Here is a 26,311-nt window from a genome sequence, read left to right as displayed (position 1 = left end):
TTAAAACACATTAATAAGCAGAAATAACTATTGAATTTTTGCTAATTTAATCTCTACATCCTATTCCCAAAAAACAACTTTAATTCTTTTGAAATACTATCAAAAAAAGAATTCAGATTATTGTTTTTAGCACTCAGCAAATACACATATTCTTCCGGAACGTGAAAGTTATTCCATAACAATTGCAGTTTATTCTCTTTAATATATTTTCTTGAATTACAATTCCAGGTAATGGCAATTCCGGAATTTCTGGATAACATTTCTAACATCTCAGATTCTGACGGAATGATATAATTGGGCACTATTGCAGGTCTCTTTTTATTAAAGGCATGAAGCCAGAATAATTTTACATGCGGAATTCGTGCATCATGACTATACCATTTCTGATCGTTAAGCCACTGCTCTATTTCGGCCGCGTTATCTGATTTTAATTTTTGACGAAAATCCGTTACATCTAAATTTGATGATCCAACGACTACCAGTTTAATTTTTCCGATGATTTCATAAATCGTATCAAACGTATCAAACCTTTTAGTTACGATCGCAAAATCGAGTTTTTTAGCATCGACAAGCGAAAAAAGGACATCATCTTCTGCGAAAGTAAAATCGATTAAATCAAACTTGGAAATTAGTGTACTCGCAAAACAATTAAACAAATCTTTAGACACTCCAATCGATATTAATCGTTTAGAATCCTCCGCTTTCGCTCTAAAACCGCTTTCTACATTTTCTAATCGATCGAGCGCATCAATAATTAAATTATTGAGTAACTTAGCGTATTCGGTTGCTTCAACGCCTTTTGACTTTCGGTTAAATAATTTATAACCAACATGTGCCTCTAACATTGATATTTGCTGACTTACAGCAGGTTGACTCATAAACAACTCTTTTGCAGCGACTGAAAAATTACCGTTTTTATAAACTGCTTTAAATGTTCTGTACCATTCCAGATTTACCATGATATAAATTTATTTATTACAAACATAGTTTATTTTATTTTTACAAATATCACTTAAGCTGTAAATTTGATGAAAATTTAAAACTATGAAAAAAATAGCATTACTCGCAATTGTCGCATTTACTGCCAGCAGCATAACAGCTACAGCGCAAAAATCAAATAAGAAAAATATGAAAAAGGTATTATTTGTTGTCACCAGTAATGATAAACTGGGCAACACGGGAGAAAAAACCGGATTTTGGTCAGAAGAATTGGCTGCACCTTATTATGAGTTATTAGACAAAGGAGTTGAAATTACAATTGCTTCTCCACTTGGAGGACAGCCACCAATCGATCCAAAAAGTGCTGATCCGGCTTCGGCTACAGAAGACACCAAACGTTTTGATGCCGATAAAGCCTTACAGGAAAAATTAAAACATACTTTGAAACTTTCGACCATAAATCAAAAAGATTATGATGCTGTTTTTTATCCTGGAGGCCATGGTCCGCTTTGGGATTTAGTAGAAAATCAAAACTCTATCGATTTAATCGAATCATTTTACTCACACAAAAAACCTGTTGCCTTTGTTTGTCACGCTCCAGCCGTTTTGAAAAACGTAAAAGTAAACGGGGAATATTTAGTGAAAGGTAAAAAAGTTACCGGTTTTACCAATGAAGAAGAAGAGGCTGTTGGTTTAACCAAAGTAGTTCCTTTTTTATTAGAAGATGCACTTTCGTCAAACGGAGCTAAATTCTCAAAAGGACCAAACTGGCAGCCTTATGCTGTTGAAGACGGTCTTTTAATTACAGGACAAAATCCGGCATCATCAAAATTAGTGGCTGGAAAACTATTACAAAAATTAGAATAAGATGCTAAGGGACTAAGGTTCTGAGTTGCTAAGATTTCAAAATCTTAAAAAAAACTTAGAACCTTAGTCCCTTAGTATCTCAGAACCTTAAAAATAAAAACATGTTAAACTTTGAATTATATAATCCGACGAATTTAATCTTCGGGAAGGGACAAATAGAAAAACTTTCTAGTTTAGTTCCTAAAGGTGCTAAAATATTACTGGCTTACGGTGGTGGAAGTATTTTTAAAAACGGCATTCACGAACAAGTCATCAACAATTTAAAAGGTTTTGATATTGTGGAATTTGGCGGAATAGAGCCTAACCCACATTTTGAAACTTTAATGAAAGCTGTAGAAGTAATTAAAGCCGAAAAAATTGATTTTATTCTGGCTGTTGGTGGCGGATCTGTTATTGATGGTGTGAAATTTATTTCGGCTGCCGTTCATTTTGAAGGAAATCCGATTGACATTTTACAGAAAAGATTACTGATTAAAGAAAACGCTATGCCATTTGGAACTGTTCTAACTTTACCGGCTACAGGAAGCGAAATGAATTCGGGTTCTGTTGTTACTATTGCAGCAACGCAGGAAAAGCTAGCTTTTGGCGGTAGTGCCTTGTTTCCAAAATTTTCTATCTGTGATCCAACCGTTATTGCTTCTTTACCCAAAAGACAACTGCAAAACGGTGTTGTCGACGCATATACGCATGTAATGGAACAATATTTGACTTATCCTCACGAAGGTTATTTGCAGGACAGAATTTCTGAAGGAATTTTACAAACCTTAATCGAAGTTGGTCCAAAAGTGGTTGAAAATCCAACTGATTATGCCTTAGCATCCAACTTTATGTGGAGTTGTACCATGGCTTTAAATGGATTAATTCAGAAAGGTGTTCCGACAGATTGGGCAACACATATGATTGGGCACGAATTAACCGCTTTATACGGAATTGATCATGCGAGAACTTTGGCGATTATAGGACCAAGCCTATACAAGGTAATGTTTGAAACCAAAAAAGGCAAATTAGCGCAATACGGAAGAAGAATTTTTAATTTAACCGGTTCTGATGACGAAGTAGCTAAAGAAGCGATCAATAAAACAGTTGAATTTTTCCATACAATGGGAATGGATACCAAACTTTCGCAATACACAAACGATTATAATGAAACAGCTGATTTTATTGTAAAACGTTTTGACGAAAGAAACTGGAAAGGTTTAGGCGAAAATCAATTGGTAACTTTAGATAAAGTAAAATCTATTGTTGAAATGAGTTATTAGTTCCTAGTCGCAGTATTCATTCTCAGTTTAAACTGTAAACTGTGACTGTAAACCGAAAACTAAAAAAAGGCGTTCTTAAAATATTTAGGAACGCCTTTTTAAAATACTAAAACAAAACTAACTAACTCTTTTTTTGCTAAACTCATTAAATTCTAAATTTATAAATAGTTCTAACGCAACTATCTCGAGTTTATTGTGTAGGAGTAAAATTATTTTTTGATATTTTTCCTGCTGTAATGAAAACCCTTCTAATTAAAGGAGATTATTAAATTTCTTAAATGAGATTTTGTATTATTACTACTTTATTAAGTACTTTTGCTTTAAATTATTAAAATAATGAGCGAAAATTTAAAATTTGCAGTGATTGGAGGAGGTAGTTGGGCAACGGCAATTGCAAAAATGCTTTGCGTGAATCTTTCCGAAATTGCATGGTATATGCGTAATGACGCTGCGATAGAGCACATTCAAAAATACAAACACAATCCAAATTATTTAAGTTCGGTAGAATTTGATACCAAGAAACTTAGATTAACCAATAATATCAACGAAGCAATTGAATATGCAGATTATGTGATTTTTGCTATTCCTTCTGCTTTTTTAGATGCGGAATTGAAAAACATGACGGTTTCTTTGGCCGATAAAATCATTTTCTCAGCTATTAAAGGAATTGTTCCGGAAACAAGTTTAATTGTTGGCGAACATTTCCATATTCAATACGACATTCCATACTACAATATTGGTGTTATTACAGGCCCTTGTCATGCTGAAGAAGTGGCTTTAGAAAGACTTTCGTACTTAACAATTGCTTGCGGAGATCCGGACAAAGCTCGTATTGTGGCTAAATCACTTTCAGGAAACTATATCAAAGCTAAAATTTCAGACGATATTATCGGAACTGAATATGCAGCAATGCTTAAAAACATATATGCAATCGCAGCCGGAATTGCCCATGGTTTAGGTTATGGAGATAATTTCCAGTCGGTTATGATGAGTAATGGGATTCGTGAGATGAAAAAATTCATTAGAAAAGTGCATAAAATGAAACGTAACATCAATGATTCGGCTTATTTGGGCGATTTATTGGTTACAGGATATTCGGTTTTCTCCAGAAACAGAATGTTCGGAAACATGATTGGAAAAGGATACACTGTAAAAAGTGCGATGATGGAAATGAGCATGGTTGCCGAAGGATATTACGCAACAAAAAGTGCTTATAAACTAAATCAGGGTTACGGTGCTAAAACGCCTATTATTGACGCTGTGTATGCTGTTTTATATGAAGGAAAAGATGCTAAAGCTGTATTTAAGAAATTGACTGAGTCTTTGGATTAATTTTTTCCCTTAGAGCAAAGAAGCAAGAACCAAGAAAATAGATTTCTCGCGAATGAACATAAAAAAAGAGTCAAGACTAATTTAATTTTTGTCTCGGCTCTTTTTATTCTATTATTCTAAAGTCTATTCTCTTGGCTCTTGCTTCTATTCTCTTGCCTCTCTTTACTTCACCATAACCCCCTCTACAAACAAAATCGGCACTTCTTCCGTATTGTTTTCGCTGATCAGGTTGGATTTGAAGATGAATTTCTTGTCATACAAAGTATTTCCGATGAAGAAAGTCACCATGAATTCATTATTTAAAACCAAAAGACTTTTCTCAATCATTTCGATTTTAACAACAGAAACGGCTGGAACTTCAACAAAAGCATGACGTAAAGTCGATGTCTTTTTCATTTCGCTATCGATTGTTCCAAATGCTTTTGAAACAACCATAACACTGTCTAAATTAAAATCACTGTCGTTTACCAGGTAAGCGTACCATACTTTTTCCATAAAATCGTCGCTCCATTCCTGAACAGCGGCAAGGAATACGTTTTCTACTTCTGGAATTGTTATATCTTTTTTCATATTACTCAAAAGTTATAAAGTCGAAAAGTCGAAAGTCCCAAACTTTGAGACTTTCGACTTTTGACTTTCGACTTAATTTATATATTAGCTTTAAATTGCTCTAAGAAACGAACGTCATTTTCGTAAAACATTCGGATGTCACCAATTTGATACAGTAACATTGCAATACGCTCTACTCCCATTCCGAAAGCAAAACCATTGAATTCATCCGGATTGATGTCACAGTTTTTAAGAACGTTTGGATCAACCATTCCGCAGCCTCCAATTTCTAACCAGCCAGTTCCTTTTGTGATACGGTAATCGGTTTCTGTTTTTAAACCCCAGTAAATATCAATTTCGGCACTTGGTTCTGTAAATGGAAAGTATGACGGACGCAAACGAATCTTAGATTTCCCGAACATTTCTTTCGTAAAATAAAGCAACGTTTGTTTCAAATCGGCAAAAGAAACATCTTTGTCAATATACAATCCTTCAACCTGATGGAAAATACAGTGTGAACGTGACGAAATAGCTTCGTTACGAAACACACGCCCCGGAGAAATAGTACGAATTGGCGGTTTGTTGTTTTCCATATAACGTACCTGAACGGAGGATGTATGCGTACGCAACAACACATCAGGATTCGTCTGAATGAAAAAAGTATCCTGCATATCACGAGCCGGATGGTATTCCGGTAAGTTCAATGCGGTAAAATTATGCCAGTCGTCTTCGATTTCCGGACCTTCAGAAACGTTGAATCCAATATTGGCAAAAATATCTATAATTTGATTTTTTACAATAGAAATAGGATGACGGGAACCTATAATTACAGGCTCCGCTGCTCTGGTTAAATCACCAAACATACCTTTTGTTTCCTGTTTGCTTTCCAGTTCTTCCTGAATAACTCTTACTTTTTCTTCAGCAACGGCTTTTAAAGTATTTATTACTTGTCCAAAATCTTTTTTCTGGTCATTCGGAATATTTTTAAACTCTGTAAAAAGTTCTTTTAATAACCCTTTACTACCTAAATATTTAATTCGGAACTGCTCTAAAGATTCTTTATTTTTATCATTAAAGGATTTAGCTTCCTCTATATGCTGTTTTATCTTGTCTATCATTTTCCTTCAATAATTGAGAGAGCAAATTTAGTGATTTTAGTTGAAATTAAACAGTCGCAGTCGCAGTTTTCAGTCATTGACACTGTTATAACTGTGACTGTGACTGAAAACTAATCAATAAGTTCTCTTTCTAAAAAATAATTCACAATCGCTTCTTTCATCAAAACCGATTGTTCGCCTGCTTTTAGTGGTGGTAACTCTTCTTTTACTTTATAATGCGGCCATCCTTCGGCATCAAAAAAGTCGAATTCATAGAATCCGTAAGGCTCTAATAATCGGCAAATGGCGATGTGCATTAAGTTTAATTTTTCATCTTTTTTGAATTCGCGGTGTACTTTTCCAAGTTCCTGAACCCCGATTAAGTAAATAATAGCATCCAAATCTAAGTCTTCGCCTTGCGAAAACTGATTTGAAAGTATATCGACGAGCTTTTCCCAACGCTCTTTTAATTGTGTATCTCTGGACATTTTAATTTATGATTTTAGATTGAAGATTTTAGATTGAAAATGATTTTGCGATTTTTAAAACTGAAATCTTCAATCTAAAATCTAAAATTAGAATTGCAAAGATACGGACTTCAAATCCAATGACCTTAAAAAATGAAATACATCAGAAAATAAAAACCTTTGCCCCTTTGCTTCTCTGAACCTCTGCACCTTAAAAACTAGATAATTCTGTTATATTTGCGCTTCAATAAAACACCCGCAAATATGAGTTTTTTCGATATGATTTTTGGAGCACTTTTGGCTTTTAGTTTATACAAAGGCATTAAAAACGGGCTTTTTGTAGAAATTGCTTCTTTTGTTTCTTTGTTATTGGGAATTTATCTTGCGATTAAATTCTCTTCATTGATGAAGGGACTCATTACACCGCACGTTTCCTGGAATCCAAATACAATTCAGATTACGGCTTTTATTCTGACTTTTATTTTAGTGGTGATTGGTGTATATTTCTTAGCCAAAATCCTTACCGGAATTGCCGATTTTGCTTTCCTCGGATGGGCAAATAAATTGGGTGGAGGATTTTTCAGGGTTTTAAAAACGATCCTGATAATGAGTATTTTTATTGCTCTTTTTGAGAAAATAAACTTCAATAATACCTTTGCCAAAAAAGAAACTTTAGACAACTCTATTTTTTATAATCCTGTTAAAAAAGTAGCTGCTTTTGTTTATCCGTCAATTGAGAAATGGTACGAATCGTTTAAAGAAAGTCATGCTAAAAACCCGGAAGAAACTTCTGAAACTAAAAAAGAATAATTCCTATTCCTCGTCATTAAGAGGTTTCGGAAATAAATTTTTCAGAATAATCAACATCATTCCAATCACATTTACTGATGAAGTGGTCAATAATGTAATGAGCACATTTTCTGAAAGATTCAGATTCAGGAAATTAAAATTGAAATATAAAATAGACACTACAGCTGCTAGCCAAAGAAAGATAATAAAAGCAAAAATATAGGTTAGATGCCTTCTTAATCGGGTATCTTCTAAAAACCTTCCCACTTTAGCGCTTCCTAATCTATCTTCAAGGATTTGATTTTGTAAACGTGCGCTGCTAAGGTCTTCAGGAGTTAAGGAAGAACTGTTTGCAATTGAAATTTGACTTAGATTTAGGGATGCCATATCAAGTTTAAATTGGTTTTAACTTCGTTTTATAATGTTCAAAAATATCATCGTCAGAAATAACAGCATTAGAATCTTTTCGATATACTTTATTCCAGGGAGTACCATCATTGTGTGTTAAAGCACTTAAATAAATACCATCAAACCTTCCGTAAACTTCCCAAATTTTATCTAAGAATTTTTCATCTTCGCTGGTAATTTTTTCATCTTTTACAGCATTCGGAATCTTCTCCGTTATCTTTTCTTTTTTATACTGCTTTATACTATAATACAAAGACGGAAAAACAGGTCCAAAATCCCATGCAATTGGATTCTCATCCAATAATCTTTCTTTCTTATCTGTCAAAGCCAAATACCAACCATACGCAATGTAAGTCAGCTTGATTATCTTCATTGGCGTAAGATTACCCGTTTTGGAATACTTATCGATAAAATAATTTGCGACTGTTGTTGGATTATAAGTCATAATCTTAAAATTATTATTTTACCAAAGTTACTTAAAATATATTTGAAACAAAATTTACGAAGGTATTGTAATGTAAATGAGATGTTTTGCTGTAAGAATTGAATTAATCGTATACAAATTCCATCAAAATGGAATTTAGAAATTTTCGATTTTAGATAAAAAAAAACCAGCGGGGTAAAATGTTTATAGAAATTCAATTCATGAACCCATTCGACAAAAACCCCAGCGGGGTGAAACATTAAATATAGACCATGAATATATCGCTCCACTGGAGCTTTTTTACGTATCTATTCTGATTTCTATAAACATTCTGCTCCGCTGGAGCTAGCTCAATCAATAATAAACCCGACAGGTTTTATCCCGAAGGATCGGGCTGTTGGTTTGAAATGTGTTAAATATCCAAAAACCCCAGCGGGGTGAAATGTCTATAGAAATTCGGAATTCACGCACCAGAAACTCCAGCGGGGTAAAATGTTTATAGAAATTCAATTCATTAACCTATTCGACAAAAACCCCAGCGGGGTGGAACATTAAATATAGACCATGAATATATCGCTCCGCTGGAGCTTTTTTACGTATCTATTCTGATTTTATAAACATTTTGCTCCGCTGGAGCTAGCTCAATCAATAATAAACCCGACAGGTTTTATGCCGAAGGATCGGGCTGTTGGTTTGACATGTGTTAAATATCCAAAAACCCCATCGGGGTGAAATGTCTATAGAAATTCGGAATTCACGCACCAGAAACCCCAGCGGGGTGAAATATTTATAGAAATTCAGGGACCCATTTGACAAAAACCCCAGCGGGGTGAAATTTAAATTTAGACCGTGTATATATCGCTCCACTGGAGCTTTTTTTACGTATCTATTCTGATTTCTATAAACATTCTGCTCCACTGGAGCTAGCTCAATCAATAATAAACCTGACAGGTTTATATCGAAGGATTGGGACTGTCGAGTTTCAAATACGTTTAAAAACAACTACCAGTTTAATTCTATTTTTTCTCCTTTTTTCAGCGTGATATCTTGTTTTTTATCACCGTTGATTAAAGTTGTCTTTCCTCCATTTTTAGAAATTACCGTAACTTTTTCTGGTTTTTTATTATTCCAATCCATGGCAATCTCAAATCCGCCTCGGGCGCAGATACCTTTTACAGATCCGGTTTCCCAGGCGTCTGGCAAGGCCGGCAATAATCTGATTTCGTTTTCGTCAGATTGAACCAGCATTTCTACAACTGCAGCGGCTCCTCCAAAGTTTCCGTCAATTTGAAATGGCGGATGCGCGTCGAATAAATTCGGATAGGTTCCTCCTCCTCTTCTTGGTTTTTCTGTTTTCTTTCCGTCCGGATCGACATAACGAAGTAATTCTCTGAACATTTTATAGGCGCGATTTCCATCCCACAGTCTTGCCCAAAGATTGATACGCCATCCTTTTGACCAGCCAGTAGTTTCGTCTCCTTTTATTTCTAATGTTTTTCTTGATGCTTCAGCCAAATCAGGCGTTTTCTCTGGCGTAATTTGGTGGCCCGGGAAAAGTCCGAATAATTGCGATTGATGACGATGTTTTGGATCATTATCTTCCCAGTCAAAGTACCATTCTTGCAGATTTCCTTTTTTTCCAATTTGATACGGATAGAGTTTAGCAATTGCTTTTTCTAGTTTTGATCTAAAATCGGCATCGATATTTAAAACTTTAGAAGCTTTTATTGTTTTATCGAAACACTCGCGAATCATAGCTAGATCTGCCGTTCCTCCGTACATAGTTGCTCCAACAAAGCCATCTGCCAATTTATATTGATTTTCGGGTGAAGTTGATGGTGATGTAATTAAATTTCCGTTTTTATCGAGAACCATCCATTCTAAAAAGAACTGTGAAGCGCCTTTCATTACTGGATAACCTTCATTTTTTAAATAATTTTTGTCCTGGGTAAAAATATAATGCTCCCAAATATGTGTACTCAGCCAGGCTCCGGCGGTATTCCAACAGGCCCACATTGGGTCTTCTTTTCCAAATTGACCTACCGGATTGGTCATAGCCCAAATATCGGAATTATGCGAAGCAGACCAGCCTTCGTTTACTCCGTAAAAAGTTTTGGCACTTGTTTTTCCGGTTACCGAAAGGTTTTTAATGAAAGACAAAAGTGGCAAATGCATTTCAGAAAGATTGGTATTTTCTGCCAGCCAGTAATTCTCCTCCAAATTAATATTCATCGTATAGTTACTACGCCAAGGTGGGTTTAAATGCGGATTCCAAATCCCTTGTAAGTTGGCCGGAACGCCCATGGTTCTTGAACTGCTGATTAACAAATAACGCCCAAAATTGAAATAGAGAATCTCCAGATTTTTGTCTTCTTTTCCGTCTGAATATCTCAACAATCTTTCGTCTGTCGGTAAATCCGGGGCGGTTGTTTTTCCTAAATCCAGATTAACGCGATTGTAGAATTTTTGATAATCGGCAATATGAGATTCTTTTACTTTATCGAATGGTTTTGCAAATGCCTTGTTCAGATTTTGCAATGCAATTGCGATATCGTCTACACCTTCTGTTGCGGGATTTTTGTCAAAACCATTAAAGCTTGTGGCAACAGAAACATAAATAATAGCCTCCGTTGCATCTTTTAAAGTTAACGATTCTCTGGAACTTGTAATTTTTCCGTCCGTTTTTTTGATTTGGATCAGAGTCGTAAATCTTGTTCCTCTTTCTTTTATATCCAGATATTTTGGTAAAACAGTATAGCCGGCATTTTCATGAATTGGCGCCGTCCCGGTCATTACCAGAATATTATTTCGCACCTCAACATTTGATTTTAATAAGCTCTTTAAATTAATATCAAAGTTTAAAGCTCCTTTTTGATCGCTTGTCAATTTGATAATCATAATTTGATCGGGAGCCGAAACAAAATATTCACGGGTATATTTTATGCCGGCCATTTCGTAACTTACTTTTGATATGGCGTTCGAAATATCCAGTTCACGATGGTAATTTACCGCTTTTCCTTTTTCAGAATTATTAATTTCTAAAGTTCCTAAAGGTGCAAAAGATTCGGAGTTTTTACCCTGCACTTTTTTGTTTAATTCTTCAGCAAGTTTGTAATTTTCATTTTTTAAGGCTTCACGAATTGCCGGAATATTTTTGTAAGCCTCCGGATTCATTTTAGCATTTACGGGTTCGCCTGACCAAAGTGTCGCATCGTTCAAATAGATTTTATCTGAATTGGCGCCACCAAAAACAGTTGCTCCCATTTTTCCGTTTCCTAAAACGAGGCTTTCCTCAAAAAACTCAGCGGGTTGGTTGTACCATAATATATGATTGGATTGTGCGTTTGCATTCTTGTAAAGGAATGAAAAAACGAAAATCAGGATTAGTTTTTTTAAACAATTTGAAGCCATATGATATTCTTTTTGTTTCTTATCCTAACAGGTTTTGGAAACCTGTTAGGTATTTATTTTTTCAATCCAATATTAAAATAATAATAATAATAATAATAATAATACCTAACAGGTTTTGGAAACCTGTTAGGATAGCGCGCGTGAGGGATAGAGCTAAGCTACCGAAGTAGCAGCGAAAGCCCGACAGCAATATAAAAAGGGGCGACTAAGCGGTGCTAAAGTCAGCCCCTTTTTATATTGGTGGCACGCCCAAATTATTATTTACTAACCTTATATTTCTCGTTTGCCGTAATCATTTCCCAATTATCAGTTCTGAAAGGCGATGCCGGGAATTTTTCTTTGTTGAAAAGATTGATTTCGGTATCGTCGTCTGCCCAACCGTAATGAACAGCAACAGGATTTGGAACATTTTCGCTTGTAACGATTATTTTATTGTCTTTAATTATCGCTTTCACGGAATGAAAAACTTTGTCGGCACCGGCAATTTCGAAACCTTTTACGTTTTGGGAATTGTCTGAAGTTGACAAACCTGAACCGATATTATCGAAAGTCAGGATGATTTGGTTTCCCTTAATTTCCTGAGATTTATAGGTTGGTCCGCTGTAAACTTGTTTTTTGCCGTAAACATTGTTTAAAGCGATTGCTGCCAAACGCAATCCAACGTCTTGTTTGTTGGTTGGGTGAATGTCTTTTGCGTTTCCAATATCTGTGGTAACGGCCATTCCGGTATTTTTCAATTTTAGCGTTTCAGATTGTGCTTCGCGAAGTTCTGCCCAACGACTTCCTGCTTTGCTGTTGCCGTTGGATTCATTGAAAGTGGATAATTGTACAAAGTAAAATGGAAAATCGCCCTGATTGAATTTTGTTCTCCAATCGCTGATCATTAACGGAAATGCTTTTTTGTATTGATTTGCTCTCCACACATTGGCTTCACCCTGATACCATAAAACCCCCTCAATTGCATAAGGAACCAACGGATTTACCATGGCGTTGTACAATAATGACGGATAACTGTTTGGTGATAATGATGTTTTTACCATTATCACTTTAAACTTCCATTTTCCGTCAAGCGGAATGGTTTTGCTGCCTAAAGTCAATTTTAAATCGGATGCTTCTCCGTAGATTCCGCCGCCACCGCTGTTATCGACAATTCTTACGGCAATTATATTTTGTCCTTCTTTTAAAACATTTGCCGGTACTTCGTAAACACGTTTGAAATCCCATTGGGTGTTTTTACCCACTTCGATTCCGTTTACATAGGTGATATCTTCGTCATCAATTTTTGAAAGGCTTAAAACGGCTTTGTTTTTAATATCTTCTGCTGAAAGCGTGATTGTTTTTCGCATCCAAACAATGCCATCTAAATCACCCAAAGGCTGATTTTCCCATAAACTAGGTGTAATTAATTCACCCCAGTTTGCATCATTGAATGTTGGTTCTTTGAAGGTATTTTCATTTTCTGTGCTTACTGAAGTTCCTTGAATTTTTTCGACTCTTTCTTTCATTTGTTTTGCGTACAATTTTGAAATAGAATCAATATTCATTGTTGGAACATTAGCAATCATGGCTTTGAAATCATCACTTTTTTGAAATGCTTCACGGCTTGTCCAGGTTTCGACATTGGTTCCGCCCCAGGAAGTATTGATGATTCCGATTGGGATTTTTAATTCCGAATAAAGTTTTTTGGCAAAATAATAGCCTACCGCTGTAAAATTCCCAACATTTTCTTTGTTGGAAACCTGCCATTTTCCGGCTTTTAAATCGTCTTTTGGAGTTCCACTTAAATCTTGCGCCACACCAAAATGACGAATCATTGGGTAATTAGAATCGGCTATTTCTTTTTCGGCGTTCATGGTTTTCGAAACTTGAAATTCCATATTGGATTGTCCGCTGCAAATCCATACTTCACCAACCAAAACATCTTTGATGACGATTTTGTTTTTTCCTGTAATGGTTAATTCAAAAGGCCCTCCTGCTTTTTCAGCAGATAATTTAACCATCCATTTTCCGTTTTTATCGGCCACTATGGTTTTGGTTTGTTTGTTGAAATGGACTTCAACTTTTTCATTAGGATCTGCCCAACCCCAAACTGGGATTTCCTTGTTGCGCTGTAAAACCATTCCGTCGGCAAACAATAATGGCATTTTTACATTGGCATTTGCAATTATGCTTACCAGTACTAAAATAAAGGTTGTGTATTTTTTCATTTTCTTTATCTTGAAATTTAACTTAAAAATTTAACCGCAAAGACCGCAATGAAACTACGCAAAGTTCGCTAAGCTTGCGTACATAGCGCTTGCTTGCGAACTTTGGGTTCCATCTATATCATCAAATATAGGTATTTATTGCAATCCTTCAATCAGGGCATTTAGCGCCTGAGTATCAAAAACAGTATTATCACTTCTATTAAAAATTCCGAAACCATTGTTGCCTATGCTTCCTTCATCCCAATAAAAAGGCAGCAAACCATTTGCTTTGGCTTGTTTTACCACACTTTTTAAGTAATACGCTCTTGAAGCTAAATGTAGGGTTAAAGCATCTCCTGTTAAGGTTGTTCTTCTGATTGCACCAAATTCTCCCAGTAAAACCGGAATTCCTTTATCTACAAACTGTGTTTTCATTAACTTAAAATTTTTCTCCAAATCAGCTTCCTCTCCCCAGGTTGGGTTTCGTTCTGTATCGGTTGTAGAATGAAAACCAGCTCCCCAATAGTAAAACATTTTACCCCAGGATTCGTCTTTTGTCATACCTGCAAAATTCCATGGCGCATAATAATGTACCTCAACCATCATTTTATTCGACACTTTATCTGTTGGTAAATTCAGCATTAGTTTATTGGTTTTTTCAATGTCCGTTGTAGGGCCTTGTATTACCAACACACGATTAGCATTTTTCCCTCCGGTAGAACGTACGGCATCGATAAATGTTTGGTGGTATGAGGTTAAAACAGCCATTTGAGCTGCATCTTCAACTGCCGGTTCATTGGCGCTTGCGAATAATACATGCTCGTCAAACCCGCGTAAAGTGGTTGCAATTTGTTCCCAAAACGCTTTTTGTTTCGCGTTGTTTTCCTCTTTTCTAGCTTCGGTAATATTGTTTTCCAGCCAGCCACCGTCCCAGTGAATATTCACCAGTACATACATGTCGTTGTCAACGCAATATTGTACCACTTCTTTTACACGGTTTAACCAATCTGCTTTTATTTTTGCTGTTGCCGTATTTTCCAGGTATTGATTCCATGAACACGGAATTCGGATCGCATTAAAACCTTTTGCTTTTACAGCATCGATCAACGCTTTTGTGATTTTTGGATTTCCCCAGGCAGTTTCTCCGCCGGTCGCTTCCATTGTATTACCGATATTCCATCCTAATTTTATTTTTGCCGCCAATTGAACGGCAGTGCTGCTCATTCCAGTTGCGTCGGCAGCAATTGGGTTTGTGTTGTAACTTGGATAAATACCTTTTTTTGCTGCCTGAGAAACGTTTACTTGTACCGATGCCACTTCACTTGAACTGATCGTAATTACAGCGGTTCTTGCTACAGAAGTAGTATTCTCTGAAGTGGTTACTGTAATGGTTGTTTTTCCGGAAACACCAGTCCCCGGAGTAAATGTCAACCAGCTTGCCTCAGACGCAGCAACCGACCATTTCGTAGCATTTGCTGTAACAATAAATTCTGAAGTACTGGCCGGACTCTGGAATTCAATTTTATTGAGATCAACGGTCAGCGTTTTTACAAGCAGTATTGGGTTATCAGGCGTAGTCTCTTTTTCAGCACTACAGGCCAGAAGGCTTATCCACGATAAACACAAAACGGTGTTTAACAGATAAATTTTTACTATTCGGTTCATTTATTTGGTTTTTATAGTAGTTAAGTGGTTTTAGTTGTATTTTAATTGAAATTTATTTGATGGTTATTTCAATTTCTTTTTTGATATCTCTTGAAGAATTTCCAACTTTCAAGGTGTATTTTCCAGCTTCAACAACCCATTTTTTTGAAGCCACATCATAATAAGCCAGTTCTTTTACCGGAAGTTTTATCGTAACAGTTTCCAAATTACCGGCTTTTACCAACACTTTTTTGAATCCTTTTAATTCTTTTGAAGCACGGCTTACTTTTGAATCTGATTTTGAAGCATATAACTGAACCACTTCTTTCCCATCTACTTTTCCTGTGTTTTTTACGTCAACAGAAACAGTGATCGTTTCATTTTCATCATAAGAAGCTTTATCAGCTTTGGCATTTTCGAAAGCAAAAGTGGTGTATGATAATCCATATCCGAAAGGATATAATGGAGTAATGTTTTTAGTATCAAACCAACGGTAACCCACTAAAATCCCTTCAGCATATTTTACTTCTTTTCCGCCCGGGAAACTATTTGTTGCGTGTGCAGGAGAATCCATAATGTTTTTAGGCATTGTCCATGGTAATTTTCCTGACGGATTTACTTTTCCTAAGATCACATCGGCCAATGCATTTCCACCTTCAGAACCGTTGAACCAGCTCCAAACCAAAGCCTGAGATTTTTTGCTAACCGCATCAATATCAAAAGGAGCTCCGGCAATCATCACGACAATCGTTCTTGGATTAACAGCCAATACTTTCTGAATCAATTCTTCTTGTCCGAAAGGTAATTTTAAAGTTCTGCGGTCAGAAGCTTCTGTTTCATAATCACGGTTTGAACCCGCAAAAATGATCGCCACATCTGATTTCTTTGCAGCTTCAACAGCTTCCTGCACTTTTGCCGGATCCAACTGATCTACTGTTACTGGTCCGTTTAAAGTAATATCTCCTAGTTTTCCTTTATTTTTTTCATCGTAACGCTCCAAATAACCTTCAGCATAATTAATTTTAATTGAGGATGGTAATCTGTTTTTCAAACCTTCTAATGGTGTAATTTCTCTTTTTGTCTTAACACCTGCGCCAAATCCGCCTAAAGCATTTTTCTTTGTTGCATTATTTCCAATTACAGCAATAGATTTTACTCCGTCTAATTTTAAAGGCAATGCGTTATTTTCATTTTTCAATAAAACGATTGCTTCAGCAGCAATTTTGTAAGCATCCTGATAATGTGCTTCAGTTGAAATACTTCCTTTAACACGGTTTTTACTGGCACTACCCATAGCTTTCACCTGAAACAAGGTGCGTAAAATTCTTTTTACATGGATATCAATTTCCGCTTCAGACACTTCACCTGCTTTGGCTGCTGCAACTAATTTATCAGCAAGGAAAAATTCGTTGAAAGGTTTTGGTGTTCCCATTTCAATATCTAAACCACTTTTTAAAGATTTAACTGTTGAATGAACCGCAGCCCAATCTGAAACCACTATACCTTTAAATCCCCATTCGTCACGAAGAATTTTATTCAGCATATAATCGTTCTCACATAAATATTCACCTCTAAATTTATTATAAGCACCCATTACACTATAAGCATGGCCTTCTTTTATAGTCGCTTCAAACGCTGGCAAATAAATTTCACGAAGCGTACGCTCGTCAATTTGCACATCAACAAAATCACGGTTTGTTTCCTGATTGTTTGCTGCGAAATGTTTCACACAAGCCATAACATCATTGTCTTGTAAACCAACAACTACCGGTACCGCGATTTTTTTATTCAAAAACGGATCTTCACTCATGTATTCGTAAGTTCTTCCTCCAAGTGGTGTTCTTACAATATTGATTGCCGGTGAAAGCAGCATGTCTTTATCTCTTGCACGCATTTCCTGTCCAAGACTGTTCCCGAAAGTATATGCCATTTCAGCATTCCACGTTGCAGCCAAACCTCCCCCTGCAGGGTAGTAAGTTGCAAAATCGTTTGTTAATCCAGCCGGCGCCCAGTTGTCACGTGAAATTTCTTCACGAACTCCTAAAGGTCCGTCGGCCATTTTTAATTCGGGAATACCTAAACGTTCTACCGCACCGGTACTGAACATACTGTTCCCGTGCAGCATTCCGATTTTTTCTTCCAATGTCATTTGAGAAACCAATTTGTCTATCTCTGCATCAAATTCTGAACTGATTTCTTTTCCCTGATGTTCCTCTGTCTGAACAGCATTTGAATTTTCGGTCTGTGCGTCTTTTTTACAAGAAGTAAGCAATGCAAAAGCCATAAAAACCGGTAGATATATCATTTTCTTTTTCATGTTTTTTATTTATTTTTTGTGGTTTTTTAATAGTTTATTGTTTGACGAAGTTGAATAACACAACATCATTTTCGTTAATTTTAAAATCTTTACGGTACGTCCCTTTTGAATCAATTACTACTTTTTCAGTTAAAATTGGCGCACCATTATTGTGTTCCTTAATCTTTTTAACCTGATCAATAGTAAGCTGATTAGGTTTGTTCATGGCTAAATAATCGGCGTAAGCATCATTTGTTTTATAGCCCACTTTATAAATCTCCAGATTGTATTTCCCTTTTTGAAGTCCGTCCACTTCAATTTTCACTGTTCCTTTTGATTGAGAAGGCAAATCCTGAACATAATAGGTCTGATTCCAAACTTTATCGCCCGGATGTGTATTGGTGAAATCCCAGAATAAAACCTGAACATCTCCTTTTGCATTTTTAGCCGCCCATGAAGAGGTATCTTTATTCTGAAGTTCTGTTTCTCCCAGTTTATTTAGAAGAGAATAAGAGAAATAAGCCGGTTTTTTAATTCCCTGTGTATTCAATAATCCAAAACCGCCATGAAAAGGGGTGAATCTTGGACCCGGTTCTTCAAAAATATCGGTGAAAACCCAATACGACATTGAATTTGCGGCATTACCAACTTGTTTTAATTTCTGAAGAATATAAGCTGCAGAGTGATAACTGTCGTGAACCGGATCTGCCGGTGTGTATGAAGAACTCCATTCCGTATAATGCAATTCTAATTTTGGCTTAGCCGAATTCGAAATTTGGTTGCGGGAATTAATTACATCGCCGCTTATACTTGAATCTTCTTTGTTTAAAACCGTTCCCGAAGTTCCAAATTCATCGAGATAACCTTGTTTTACACCATAGGTATGTGTCGAAATAAAATCTAACGGAACATTGTTTTTAGCACAAAAATCAATTGTTTCCGGAACCCAGGCCGCGCCTGCTGTTGCAGGACCGCCCACTTTATAAGCTGGATTTACTGTTTTTATGCCTCGGGCTGCATATTCATATAATTTGAAATAGTCCGTCTGTGTTCCCGTCCAGAAACCTGGAGAAAGATTAGGTTCGTTCCAAACTTCAAAATACCAGGTTTTTACTTCTTCGGCTCCGTAACGTTCAGTGAAATGTTGTGTTAAGTTGCGAATTAGGTCTTCCCATTTTTTATAATCTTTTGGAGGGGTTACATTTCCTTTCCACCAAAAAATCGTTTCTTTTCCACTGGCCAAAGCCTCTGGCATAAAACCTAATTCTACAAAAGGTTTCATTTTAATGCTCAATATAAAATCATACAAAACATCAATATATTGATAATTGTATTCCGGATTTCCTTTCGAATCTTCTCTGTAAACCGCCATATCATCAGACAATAAACCATGCATTCTGATGTATTTAAAATCGCATTCTTTTTTGGTCATTGCGAGTTGCTGTTGCCAGTCGGCACGCAATCCTTCATTGGCACGACCGGCACCAATGCATTCTTTGAACATCGTATTTAGTTTTCCGGCAGCTTTATTGTAATCCACTTTTATAATTCTGTCTGAACTGGTATTGGTCTGCTGTCCAAACATTTCAGCATTGTAAAGTGATATTAAAATAAGCAATATGATCCCTTTTCTTTTCATTTCAATTATTTCACGGTTATTTTTTTATTGAGTAGCATAACATCTGAAGCACTTCCGATCTGAAGTTCAATAGTATTGTTTTCCAGTTCAAATTGTTGTTTTGCTGTATTCCAATATTCTAAATCTTTTGCTTTTAAAGTCAATACAACATTCTTCGTTTCTCCGGCTTTGAAGAACACTCTTTGAAATGCTTTTAATTCTTTTTCAGCACGTTGTACTTTTGAATCTAATTGTTTTACATACAACTGAAAAACCTCATCTCCGTCTCTGTTTCCGGTATTGGTAACTGAAACGGTGATTTTTATTTCAGTATTTTTAGAAATAGTTTCCGAATTGGTTTCAATTGAATTGTATTTGAAAGTGGTATAGCTTAATCCATGGCCAAAAGCATATAAAGGTTTTCCTTTGAAATACATATAGGTTCTGCCGTTTCGGATATTATAATCTAATAAATCCGGTAAATCGGTTATGTTTTTTACCCAGGTCTGAGTTAAACGCCCAGCTGGATTATAGTCTCCAAATAAAACATCTGCCAAAGCGCTTCCGGTTTCCTGACTGTTTTGTGCCATGTGAACAATTGCCGGAACATGTTCTTGTGTCCAGTTGATGGCGTATGGGAAACTACTGATCAGGGCCACTACCGTTTTCGGATTGGCCTGATACACTACTTTAATCAAATCTTCCTGCTCCAAAGTCAGCGACTGGCGATCTACAGCTTCTTTTCCTTCACTTGGAACGGGACAATTGGCCCAACCGGCATTACAAACCGGATGATTTCCGACAATAACAATAACAGCATCTGCTTTTTTGGCTATTTCAGCGGCCTTGCCATCTGTATTGTTCTTAGCATATAGAATTTCAACGTTGCTGCCAAGCTTATTTTTTATTCCCTGCAAAGGAGTAATGGTATACGGAGGTGTTCCGCTGTACCAATCCAGAAGCACTTCATCAGCGCGATTCCCAATTATCGCAATTGTTTTTAATTTGTCTTTTTGCAAAGGCAATAGATTGGAATCGTTTTTAAGCAGTACAATAGATTTTTGGGTTGCTTCTAAAGCGATTTTTTTATGCGCTTCCGTTTTCCACGGATCGATAGTATCTTTTCCTGTTCCGATTTTCGTATATGGATTTTCATCCGTAACATCTAACATGCCGAGTTGAATCATGACTCTGTAATTCCCGCGAATTACGGCATCAATATCTTTTTCTTTTAAATAACCATGCGAAAGAGCGCCATAAACACCTTCTGTATAATCATCCAAAAACTGATTGATTCCGGCTTTTACTGCAGCTGCAGCACCCAGATATTTATCCGCATAATATTTATGATCTGAAAGCAATAATTTGAAGGCACCTCCATCGGTACAAATTATTCCGTTTTGTCCCCATTCTTTCTGGGTAATGTTTTTCAGCATCGGATGTACCATTGCCGGAATTCCATTCACTTTATTATAGGCTGCCATATAAGCACGAGAACCGCCTTCAACAACTCCCATTTGAAAAGGCAAAGAATAATATTCTCTCCATAATCTTTCATCAAAATCAGATGATGTATAGGTTCTGCCATCTTCATTGCTATTGGCTAAAAAGTGTTTCATTAACGAAGCCGTTTGCCAATACTTTGAATTATTTCCTTGCAACCCTTTTACAAAAGCAACCGTCATGGTTCCGTTAAAAAAAGCATCTTCACCATAACTTTCTTCGGTACGTCCCCAACGTGGATCTCTCGCTATGTCGGCATTTGGAGCACGAACAACTAATCCGCCGCGATGGTATTTCTGAAAAGCATATCGGGTTTCGTAACCTTCAACATTGGCCACTTTCTGAAGCAAAACAATATCCCAGGTTTCCCCCAAGCCATAAGCCTGTGGAAAAGTGGTGGTTGTTATGGGCTGTTTATTTTTTCCACCCCATTCTCCAGGTCCACCTAATGCCAAACCGTGCAATCCTTCTACGTGACCTGTACCTGTAACACCTAATCTTTTTATCGATGGATTTGTGCTCAAAGCCTGAACTTTTTCATCGAGCATCATTAACGACAGCAAATTATCAATACGCTTTTCAGTATCCAGTTTTGGATCCTGAAAAGGATATTGCTTTTGCTGCGACAACATCAAATTGACCGACAAAAGAAAAACGATATGTAGCGAAAGGTTTTTCATTTAAAAAAATGTGGCTATTAAACCCTGGGTTTAAATTTTATATTTTTTGAAAATTTAATTGCAGTGTAAAAAATACCTAACAGGTTTTAAAAACCTGTTAGGATATCAAATTAATTATAGTTTTTTGAATCTAATTGCTGTTCCGCCAGCACCGCCTAAATGCAATTTTAATACATCTGACGCTTTAACTGTTTTCTTAGAAATCGCAATTTCAGCTGGATTATGTGTTTCATCTGTTCCTTCGGCGTCAGCATAAATTTGTGCTTCGTAAGTCGCAGTTGGATCTAAAAATGACAAGGCAACATTTACATCCCTTGCTTTTTCGTTTGTGATCGTTCCTAAAAACCAATCGGCACTATTTCTGTCCTTACGGGCTGTGGTGATGTATTCTCCAATTTTTCCTTCCAATACTTTTGTGTCTTCCCAATCTGTCGGAACATCTTTTAGGAATTGTAATGCCGGTTTTCCTTCGTAATTTTCAGGAAGATCGGCCATCATTTGGATTGGCGCATAAATCGTTACGTACAATGCCAATTGCTGTGCGGCAGTTCCGTGAACCCTTTTTCCGGGATACCCTTGTTTTACCTCAACATCAAAAATTCCTGGTGTAAAATCCATTGGTCCTGAAAGCAACCTTGTAAACGGAATAATCGTTAAATGGTTTGGCGGATTTCCTTCGCTCCACGCATTATATTCCTGTCCGCGTGCCGCTTCCCTTGAAACCATATTTGGAAAAGTTCTGCGTTCTCCGGTATCTTTTATCGATTCGTGGTATAAAACTGCCAAATCATACTGTGCCGCTTTTTCTAAGATGTATCTGAAATAATTCACTCCAAATTGTCCGAAATGATTTTCTTTCATGTTCAATTTCGAACCAACATGTCCTATTTTAACCGAATGCATCCCTAGTTTTTTGTACAACGCAAAACCTTCATCCACCTGTTTTAAGTAATTGATCAGGTTTGAACCCGTTTCGTGGTAACCGATAAGTTCTACATCTTTTTTCTTTCCGTATTCCACTACTTTTTCCAGATCGAAATTGTCGGCACTTTTGGTGAAACTGAACATGTGCATATGGTTCTCATACCAGGCTGGTGTCCAGCCTTTGTTCCAGCCTTCGATCAATAAATGATGAAAACCTTCTTTGGCAGTAAAATCTATGTATTCTTCGGCGTGTTTTGTTGTAGCACCCTGTTTTTCACTTTCCCAAAAAGTATATTTTCCGATGTGCATTCCCCACCAGATTCCGAAGTATTTGTACGGTTTGAAATAACTTATATTCTTTAATTTGTTTGGTTCGTTGAGGTTTAGAATCAAATAAGAAGTAATCAAATCTCCGGGATTCTCTCCAATTTGAAGTGTTCTCCATGAAGAAGTAAAAGTGTCTTTTACACGAACTTTAACACCATCGGCCCACGGCACCAAATCCGATTTTAATTGGGTTCCGGTTGTATTGACCAAAGTCATACTGGCAAAATCCGTTAAGTTTGCTTCATGAAAACTTAAGGCCAATCCGCTTTTGCTTTCAATTGTTAGTGGAGTCAAGACGGTATCTAAAGTACTTACCGGTGCATCTTTGAAAAGATATTCGTCGCGGTTTTCTCTGTTTGCCGGAATCCACCATGCTTTTCCATCTTCTTTCAAATTAAAAGTCGTTTTTTCATCCATAATGAAAATACTGTCTTTTACATTTTGTTTTGGATATACGTATCTAAAAGCGATTCCGTCATCAAACGCACGAAACTGAATTTCGAGTTTGCGTTTGTTTCCGCTTTTTTGCTGTAATTCAACCGAAAGCTGATTGTAATGGTTTCTGATATTTTTCTTTTCTCCCCAAACCTGTTCCCAGGTCTCGTCAAACGAAGTGTTCTTTACATTTTTGATTTCGAAGTCAGAACTTAAATTTTCATTTCCTTTCAATAAAAAACCCATGTCAGATGGTGTAATCACTTCGGTTTTTCCATGTGAAACAGCATATTTTGGAGCATTTTTTACCAACTCAAATTTTATTTTATTCTGTCCGTTTGGCGAAGCCAGTTCGTAAGCATTTTTATTTTTCTGACTGTATCCAATCGAAACAGAAAGGATTAAAGCGGGAAGAATCAGGTAATTTTTCATGATATTTTTCTTAATTCATTTTTAATAAATCGGGCGTTAGCAAAGCTTTCACCCGATTTAAAAACTCAAACAAAACTTATTTTTATCCTTTTGGGATGTTATTTTATTTTTTCTCGCAGATTTTGCAGATATCGCATATTTATTTTTTAATCTTTTTAATCCTCTAATCTGTGGCTATATTTTTTCACTGATTTTAAAGATTAAAAAATCTGCATGATCTGCTAAATCTGCGAGAGAAATAATCCTTTTAATCTGCGTCTGAAATTTATTTAATCCACTCCGTTTTAAAAGTGGTTTTTCCGTTTAATACATTTGGTGCAACTTCAAAATTGCTTCCTTTTTTAGTTACTGTGATTTCCTGAACGGCATCTCCCTCCGGTAAAAACACTTTGGCTTTCGCCGAAGTTGTAGCATCACTTGCATACACTTTCAATGTCAATTTGCTCCAATCCATGTCTTTTGTTGATTGTGCCAAAGCGATGTGAGGCAATGCCGTTCCGTCTTTTACTAAAACTACAATCGGCACTTCGCCCGCTTTAATTTTATGCCATCCTGATTGGTATACTTTTTTAGTTTGATAATCAATCCAGGTTCCTTCCGGAAGGTAAACATCTCTTTCCGTTACTTCTTCAAAAAGTGGTGCCACTAACATACTTGATCCGAATAAATATTCATTATCCACTAACCATGCTCCCGGATCGTTTGGATATTCTACAAATAAGGCACGCATCATTGGCAATCCTTTTTGAGAACTTTCTTTTGCCTGAGCGTAGATATAAGGCATTAATTCGTAACGCATATTATCTGCTTTTCTGAAACCTTCTAAAAAGTCTTTGCTGTACAACCAAGGTTCGCGCGGAGGCTCACCGTGGCTTCTTACGTGCGAAGTAAACATTCCGAATGGTGCCCATCTTCTGTATAAATTCTCAGGAGATTTTGTAGCAAATCCACCCACATCATGGCTCCAGAAACTGAATCCGCTTAATCCTAAGGAAAGTCCGCCTCTTAATTCAGCTGACATGGCTCCGTTTGAAGTTTCAGCATCTCCACCCCAATGTAATGGGTAACGCTGAGATCCTGCCCATGTACTTCTGGCCCAGATTAAAGTATATCCTTTTTCTTTCTGTGTAATTTCAGCAACTGCCTTATTGTATCTTAATGGGTATAAATTGTGTTCGTAGAAACCAGTTCTTCCTGAATGGTAGATTCCTTCTGGTGGTGCTGCTTCTCCAAAATCAACTTTGAAAACAGAAACGCCCTGATCGAATAATCTTTTCAATTTGGCTTGATACCATGTTACCGTTTCAGGATTTGAGAAATCTAAAACAGCATCTTCGTAAGGAAGATTTCCTTTACGGTCTCTTACTGCTAAGTTTTTATCCATGATTTCGTTGAACAAAGTATTCTTTGGTGTGAAATAAGGCAATTGCCATAAACATACATGAAAACCATCGTCTTTTAAATCTGACATCATTTTTTGAGCATCCGGGAAACGTGCTTTTGCAAACTCGTAATTGTTTCTCCAATCGACATCAAACCAACCGGTATCAAAGTGAATTACATCGGTTGGAATTTTATATTTACGTAAATCTTTGGCTACTTCTCTTCCTTCTTTTTCAGTGAAATAAGTGATTCGGCTCATCCAGAAACCAAACGACCAAAGTGGTGGCATGGCAGCTTTTCCTGTCAAATCTGTATATTGATCTAAAATATCTTTTGGTTCTCCGATGAAGAAAAACAAATCGGCTTCGTCATCGCCGATGTACATTTCGTTAGCACTTCCAAAGTATCTTCCAAAATCAACTGTAATAGGCGTTGAATGATGCATGAAAACTCCATAACCACGGCTGCTCATATAAAACGGAACCGGTTTGTACATGGTTTCGTTCTGGATTCCATTTGCATCATCAGTCCATAAAACTACTTTTTGACCGCGTTTGTTGAATTGGGTGAAAGATTCTCCACAACCAAATATTTTTTCGTCCGGTTCTAAGCTGAAAGCCGCACCCATACTTCTGGAGTAATCACTATTTCTTCGAACATATGAAAACGGAAGCGTTGGTGTATACGTATTTTTGAAATCAGAATCATGAAGCGTACTGGTTAGTAACTTTCCGGTTTCATCGTAAATTTTTACGTGCCAAGGTTTTGATAAAATCTCGACAACACCGTGTTTGCTGGTGTATTTATGACCGCCTTCGATTTTAGAATATTTCCATAATTCGGGATGATTTGGCGCAACACCGTTAATCAACATTAGAGACTCTTTTTCAGGATGAAATTGTGGTCCTGAAGTCGTTTTGATTCGGATTGTTCTATCAGAAACAAACTGAATCTGGAAAGGCAATTCTGGTGAAACGTCGTATTCTGTTGTTGGAAATTCGTTTGCTGCAACGGTATCCGGTTTCATCATCATGTTGTTGAAGGCCTGACGCGTTTTGTAATTGTATCTTAAATATTTTATGGTTCCTTTTCCGGTTGCCGGATCAAAACCAGTTAATTCATCGGCAAAATAAAAAGTGTTCAGGTAATTCTGAAAATCTTTACTGATGTCTATTGGAGCGTTCAAAACATCTGCATTTTGAATTTGTGCCGATGCATTTGGCGTCGCCAACAATCCAAACATCAAGATTGAAAACAAGGTTGTGAGTTGTGAGTTTTTCATTAGTTAATTTATTAATAGTTAACCTGCAAGGTTTTCGAAACCTTGTAGGTTTGTGTTGA

The 26,311-nt window shown here is 36.6% G+C and carries 18 protein-coding genes; 4 read left to right on the top strand and 14 right to left on the bottom strand.

Features of this window, described 5'->3' with window-relative positions:
* Positions 1–53 precede the first annotated feature (53 nt).
* Positions 54–959 carry a LysR family transcriptional regulator gene (locus tag ASC72_RS05580; RefSeq protein WP_056188103.1) on the bottom strand — a complete coding sequence of 302 codons (906 nt, stop codon included), beginning with the start codon at positions 957–959 and terminating at the stop codon, positions 54–56.
* An 85-nt stretch (positions 960–1,044) separates the two neighbouring features.
* Here ASC72_RS05580 and ASC72_RS05575 point away from each other — a divergent pair, with 85 nt between their 5' ends.
* The 3 genes from ASC72_RS05575 to ASC72_RS05565 all read left to right on the top strand — a co-directional run bounded on the left by ASC72_RS05575 (position 1,045) and on the right by ASC72_RS05565 (position 4,397).
* Positions 1,045–1,806 carry a type 1 glutamine amidotransferase domain-containing protein gene (locus ASC72_RS05575; RefSeq protein WP_056188100.1) on the top strand — a complete coding sequence of 254 codons (762 nt, stop codon included), beginning with the start codon at positions 1,045–1,047 and terminating at the stop codon, positions 1,804–1,806.
* A gap of 101 nt (positions 1,807–1,907) precedes the next feature.
* Positions 1,908–3,065 carry an iron-containing alcohol dehydrogenase gene (locus tag ASC72_RS05570; RefSeq protein ID WP_056188098.1) on the top strand — a complete coding sequence of 386 codons (1,158 nt, stop codon included), beginning with the start codon at positions 1,908–1,910 and terminating at the stop codon, positions 3,063–3,065.
* Positions 3,066–3,401: 336 nt separating this feature from the next.
* Positions 3,402–4,397 (top strand): NAD(P)H-dependent glycerol-3-phosphate dehydrogenase, encoded by a 996-nt coding sequence (locus tag ASC72_RS05565; RefSeq protein WP_056188095.1) that lies wholly within the window; start codon positions 3,402–3,404, stop codon positions 4,395–4,397.
* 162 nt (positions 4,398–4,559) lie between these two features.
* Here the strand turns inward: ASC72_RS05565 and ASC72_RS05560 are convergent, their stop codons facing one another.
* The 3 genes from ASC72_RS05560 to ASC72_RS05550 all read right to left on the bottom strand — a co-directional run bounded on the left by ASC72_RS05560 (position 4,560) and on the right by ASC72_RS05550 (position 6,531).
* Positions 4,560–4,967 carry a hypothetical protein gene (locus ASC72_RS05560; protein WP_056188092.1) on the bottom strand — a complete coding sequence of 136 codons (408 nt, stop codon included), beginning with the start codon at positions 4,965–4,967 and terminating at the stop codon, positions 4,560–4,562.
* A 77-nt stretch (positions 4,968–5,044) separates the two neighbouring features.
* Complete coding sequence (pheS, locus tag ASC72_RS05555; protein WP_056188088.1) at positions 5,045–6,064, bottom strand: phenylalanine--tRNA ligase subunit alpha; 1,020 nt, start codon at positions 6,062–6,064, stop codon at positions 5,045–5,047.
* A 110-nt stretch (positions 6,065–6,174) separates the two neighbouring features.
* Positions 6,175–6,531, bottom strand: coding sequence for a hypothetical protein (locus tag ASC72_RS05550; RefSeq protein ID WP_035681402.1), 357 nt, complete (start codon positions 6,529–6,531; stop codon positions 6,175–6,177).
* 243 nt (positions 6,532–6,774) lie between these two features.
* On the opposite strand from ASC72_RS05550, the gene ASC72_RS05545 reads away from it, so the two are divergent.
* Positions 6,775–7,320 (top strand): CvpA family protein, encoded by a 546-nt coding sequence (locus ASC72_RS05545; RefSeq protein WP_056188085.1) that lies wholly within the window; start codon positions 6,775–6,777, stop codon positions 7,318–7,320.
* A 3-nt stretch (positions 7,321–7,323) separates the two neighbouring features.
* On the opposite strand, the gene ASC72_RS05540 is transcribed toward ASC72_RS05545, so the two are convergent.
* From ASC72_RS05540 to ASC72_RS05495, 10 genes are all read right to left on the bottom strand, one after another.
* Entirely contained in the window at positions 7,324–7,686 is a 363-nt protein-coding gene (locus ASC72_RS05540) for a hypothetical protein (protein ID WP_056188082.1), read from the bottom strand.
* A 7-nt stretch (positions 7,687–7,693) separates the two neighbouring features.
* Complete coding sequence (locus ASC72_RS05535; RefSeq protein ID WP_056188079.1) at positions 7,694–8,152, bottom strand: Panacea domain-containing protein; 459 nt, start codon at positions 8,150–8,152, stop codon at positions 7,694–7,696.
* 981 nt (positions 8,153–9,133) lie between these two features.
* Positions 9,134–11,542 carry a glycoside hydrolase N-terminal domain-containing protein gene (locus ASC72_RS05530; RefSeq protein WP_056188076.1) on the bottom strand — a complete coding sequence of 803 codons (2,409 nt, stop codon included), beginning with the start codon at positions 11,540–11,542 and terminating at the stop codon, positions 9,134–9,136.
* 257 nt (positions 11,543–11,799) lie between these two features.
* A complete protein-coding gene (locus tag ASC72_RS05525; RefSeq protein WP_056188073.1) occupies positions 11,800–13,749 on the bottom strand; it encodes a sialate O-acetylesterase in 1,950 nt (649 codons plus the stop codon).
* 135 nt (positions 13,750–13,884) lie between these two features.
* Entirely contained in the window at positions 13,885–15,393 is a 1,509-nt protein-coding gene (locus ASC72_RS05520; RefSeq protein ID WP_082564243.1) for a cellulase family glycosylhydrolase, read from the bottom strand.
* Between the two features lie 52 nt (positions 15,394–15,445).
* Positions 15,446–17,689, bottom strand: coding sequence for a glycoside hydrolase family 3 C-terminal domain-containing protein (locus ASC72_RS05515; protein ID WP_056188070.1), 2,244 nt, complete (start codon positions 17,687–17,689; stop codon positions 15,446–15,448).
* A 34-nt stretch (positions 17,690–17,723) separates the two neighbouring features.
* A complete protein-coding gene (locus tag ASC72_RS05510) occupies positions 17,724–19,307 on the bottom strand; it encodes a glycoside hydrolase (protein WP_056188067.1) in 1,584 nt (527 codons plus the stop codon).
* Positions 19,308–19,312: 5 nt separating this feature from the next.
* A complete protein-coding gene (locus tag ASC72_RS05505) occupies positions 19,313–21,469 on the bottom strand; it encodes a glycoside hydrolase family 3 C-terminal domain-containing protein (RefSeq protein ID WP_056188063.1) in 2,157 nt (718 codons plus the stop codon).
* Positions 21,470–21,583: 114 nt separating this feature from the next.
* On the bottom strand, positions 21,584–23,587 hold the full coding sequence (locus ASC72_RS05500; protein ID WP_056188060.1) for a glycoside hydrolase family 97 protein: 2,004 nt from the start codon (positions 23,585–23,587) through the stop codon (positions 21,584–21,586).
* Positions 23,588–23,852: 265 nt separating this feature from the next.
* Positions 23,853–26,252, bottom strand: a complete 2,400-nt coding sequence (locus ASC72_RS05495) for an alpha-xylosidase (RefSeq protein WP_056188057.1) — start codon at positions 26,250–26,252, stop codon at positions 23,853–23,855.
* Between the last annotated feature and the right edge of the window lie 59 nt (positions 26,253–26,311).

Origin of the sequence: Flavobacterium sp. Root420, from assembly GCF_001427905.1 — a bacterium.
In the GTDB taxonomy this organism is placed as follows: Bacteria; Bacteroidota; Bacteroidia; order Flavobacteriales; family Flavobacteriaceae; genus Flavobacterium.
Note: the sequence above shows the minus strand (reverse complement) of the source record. Positions and strands in the feature narration are given on the sequence as shown.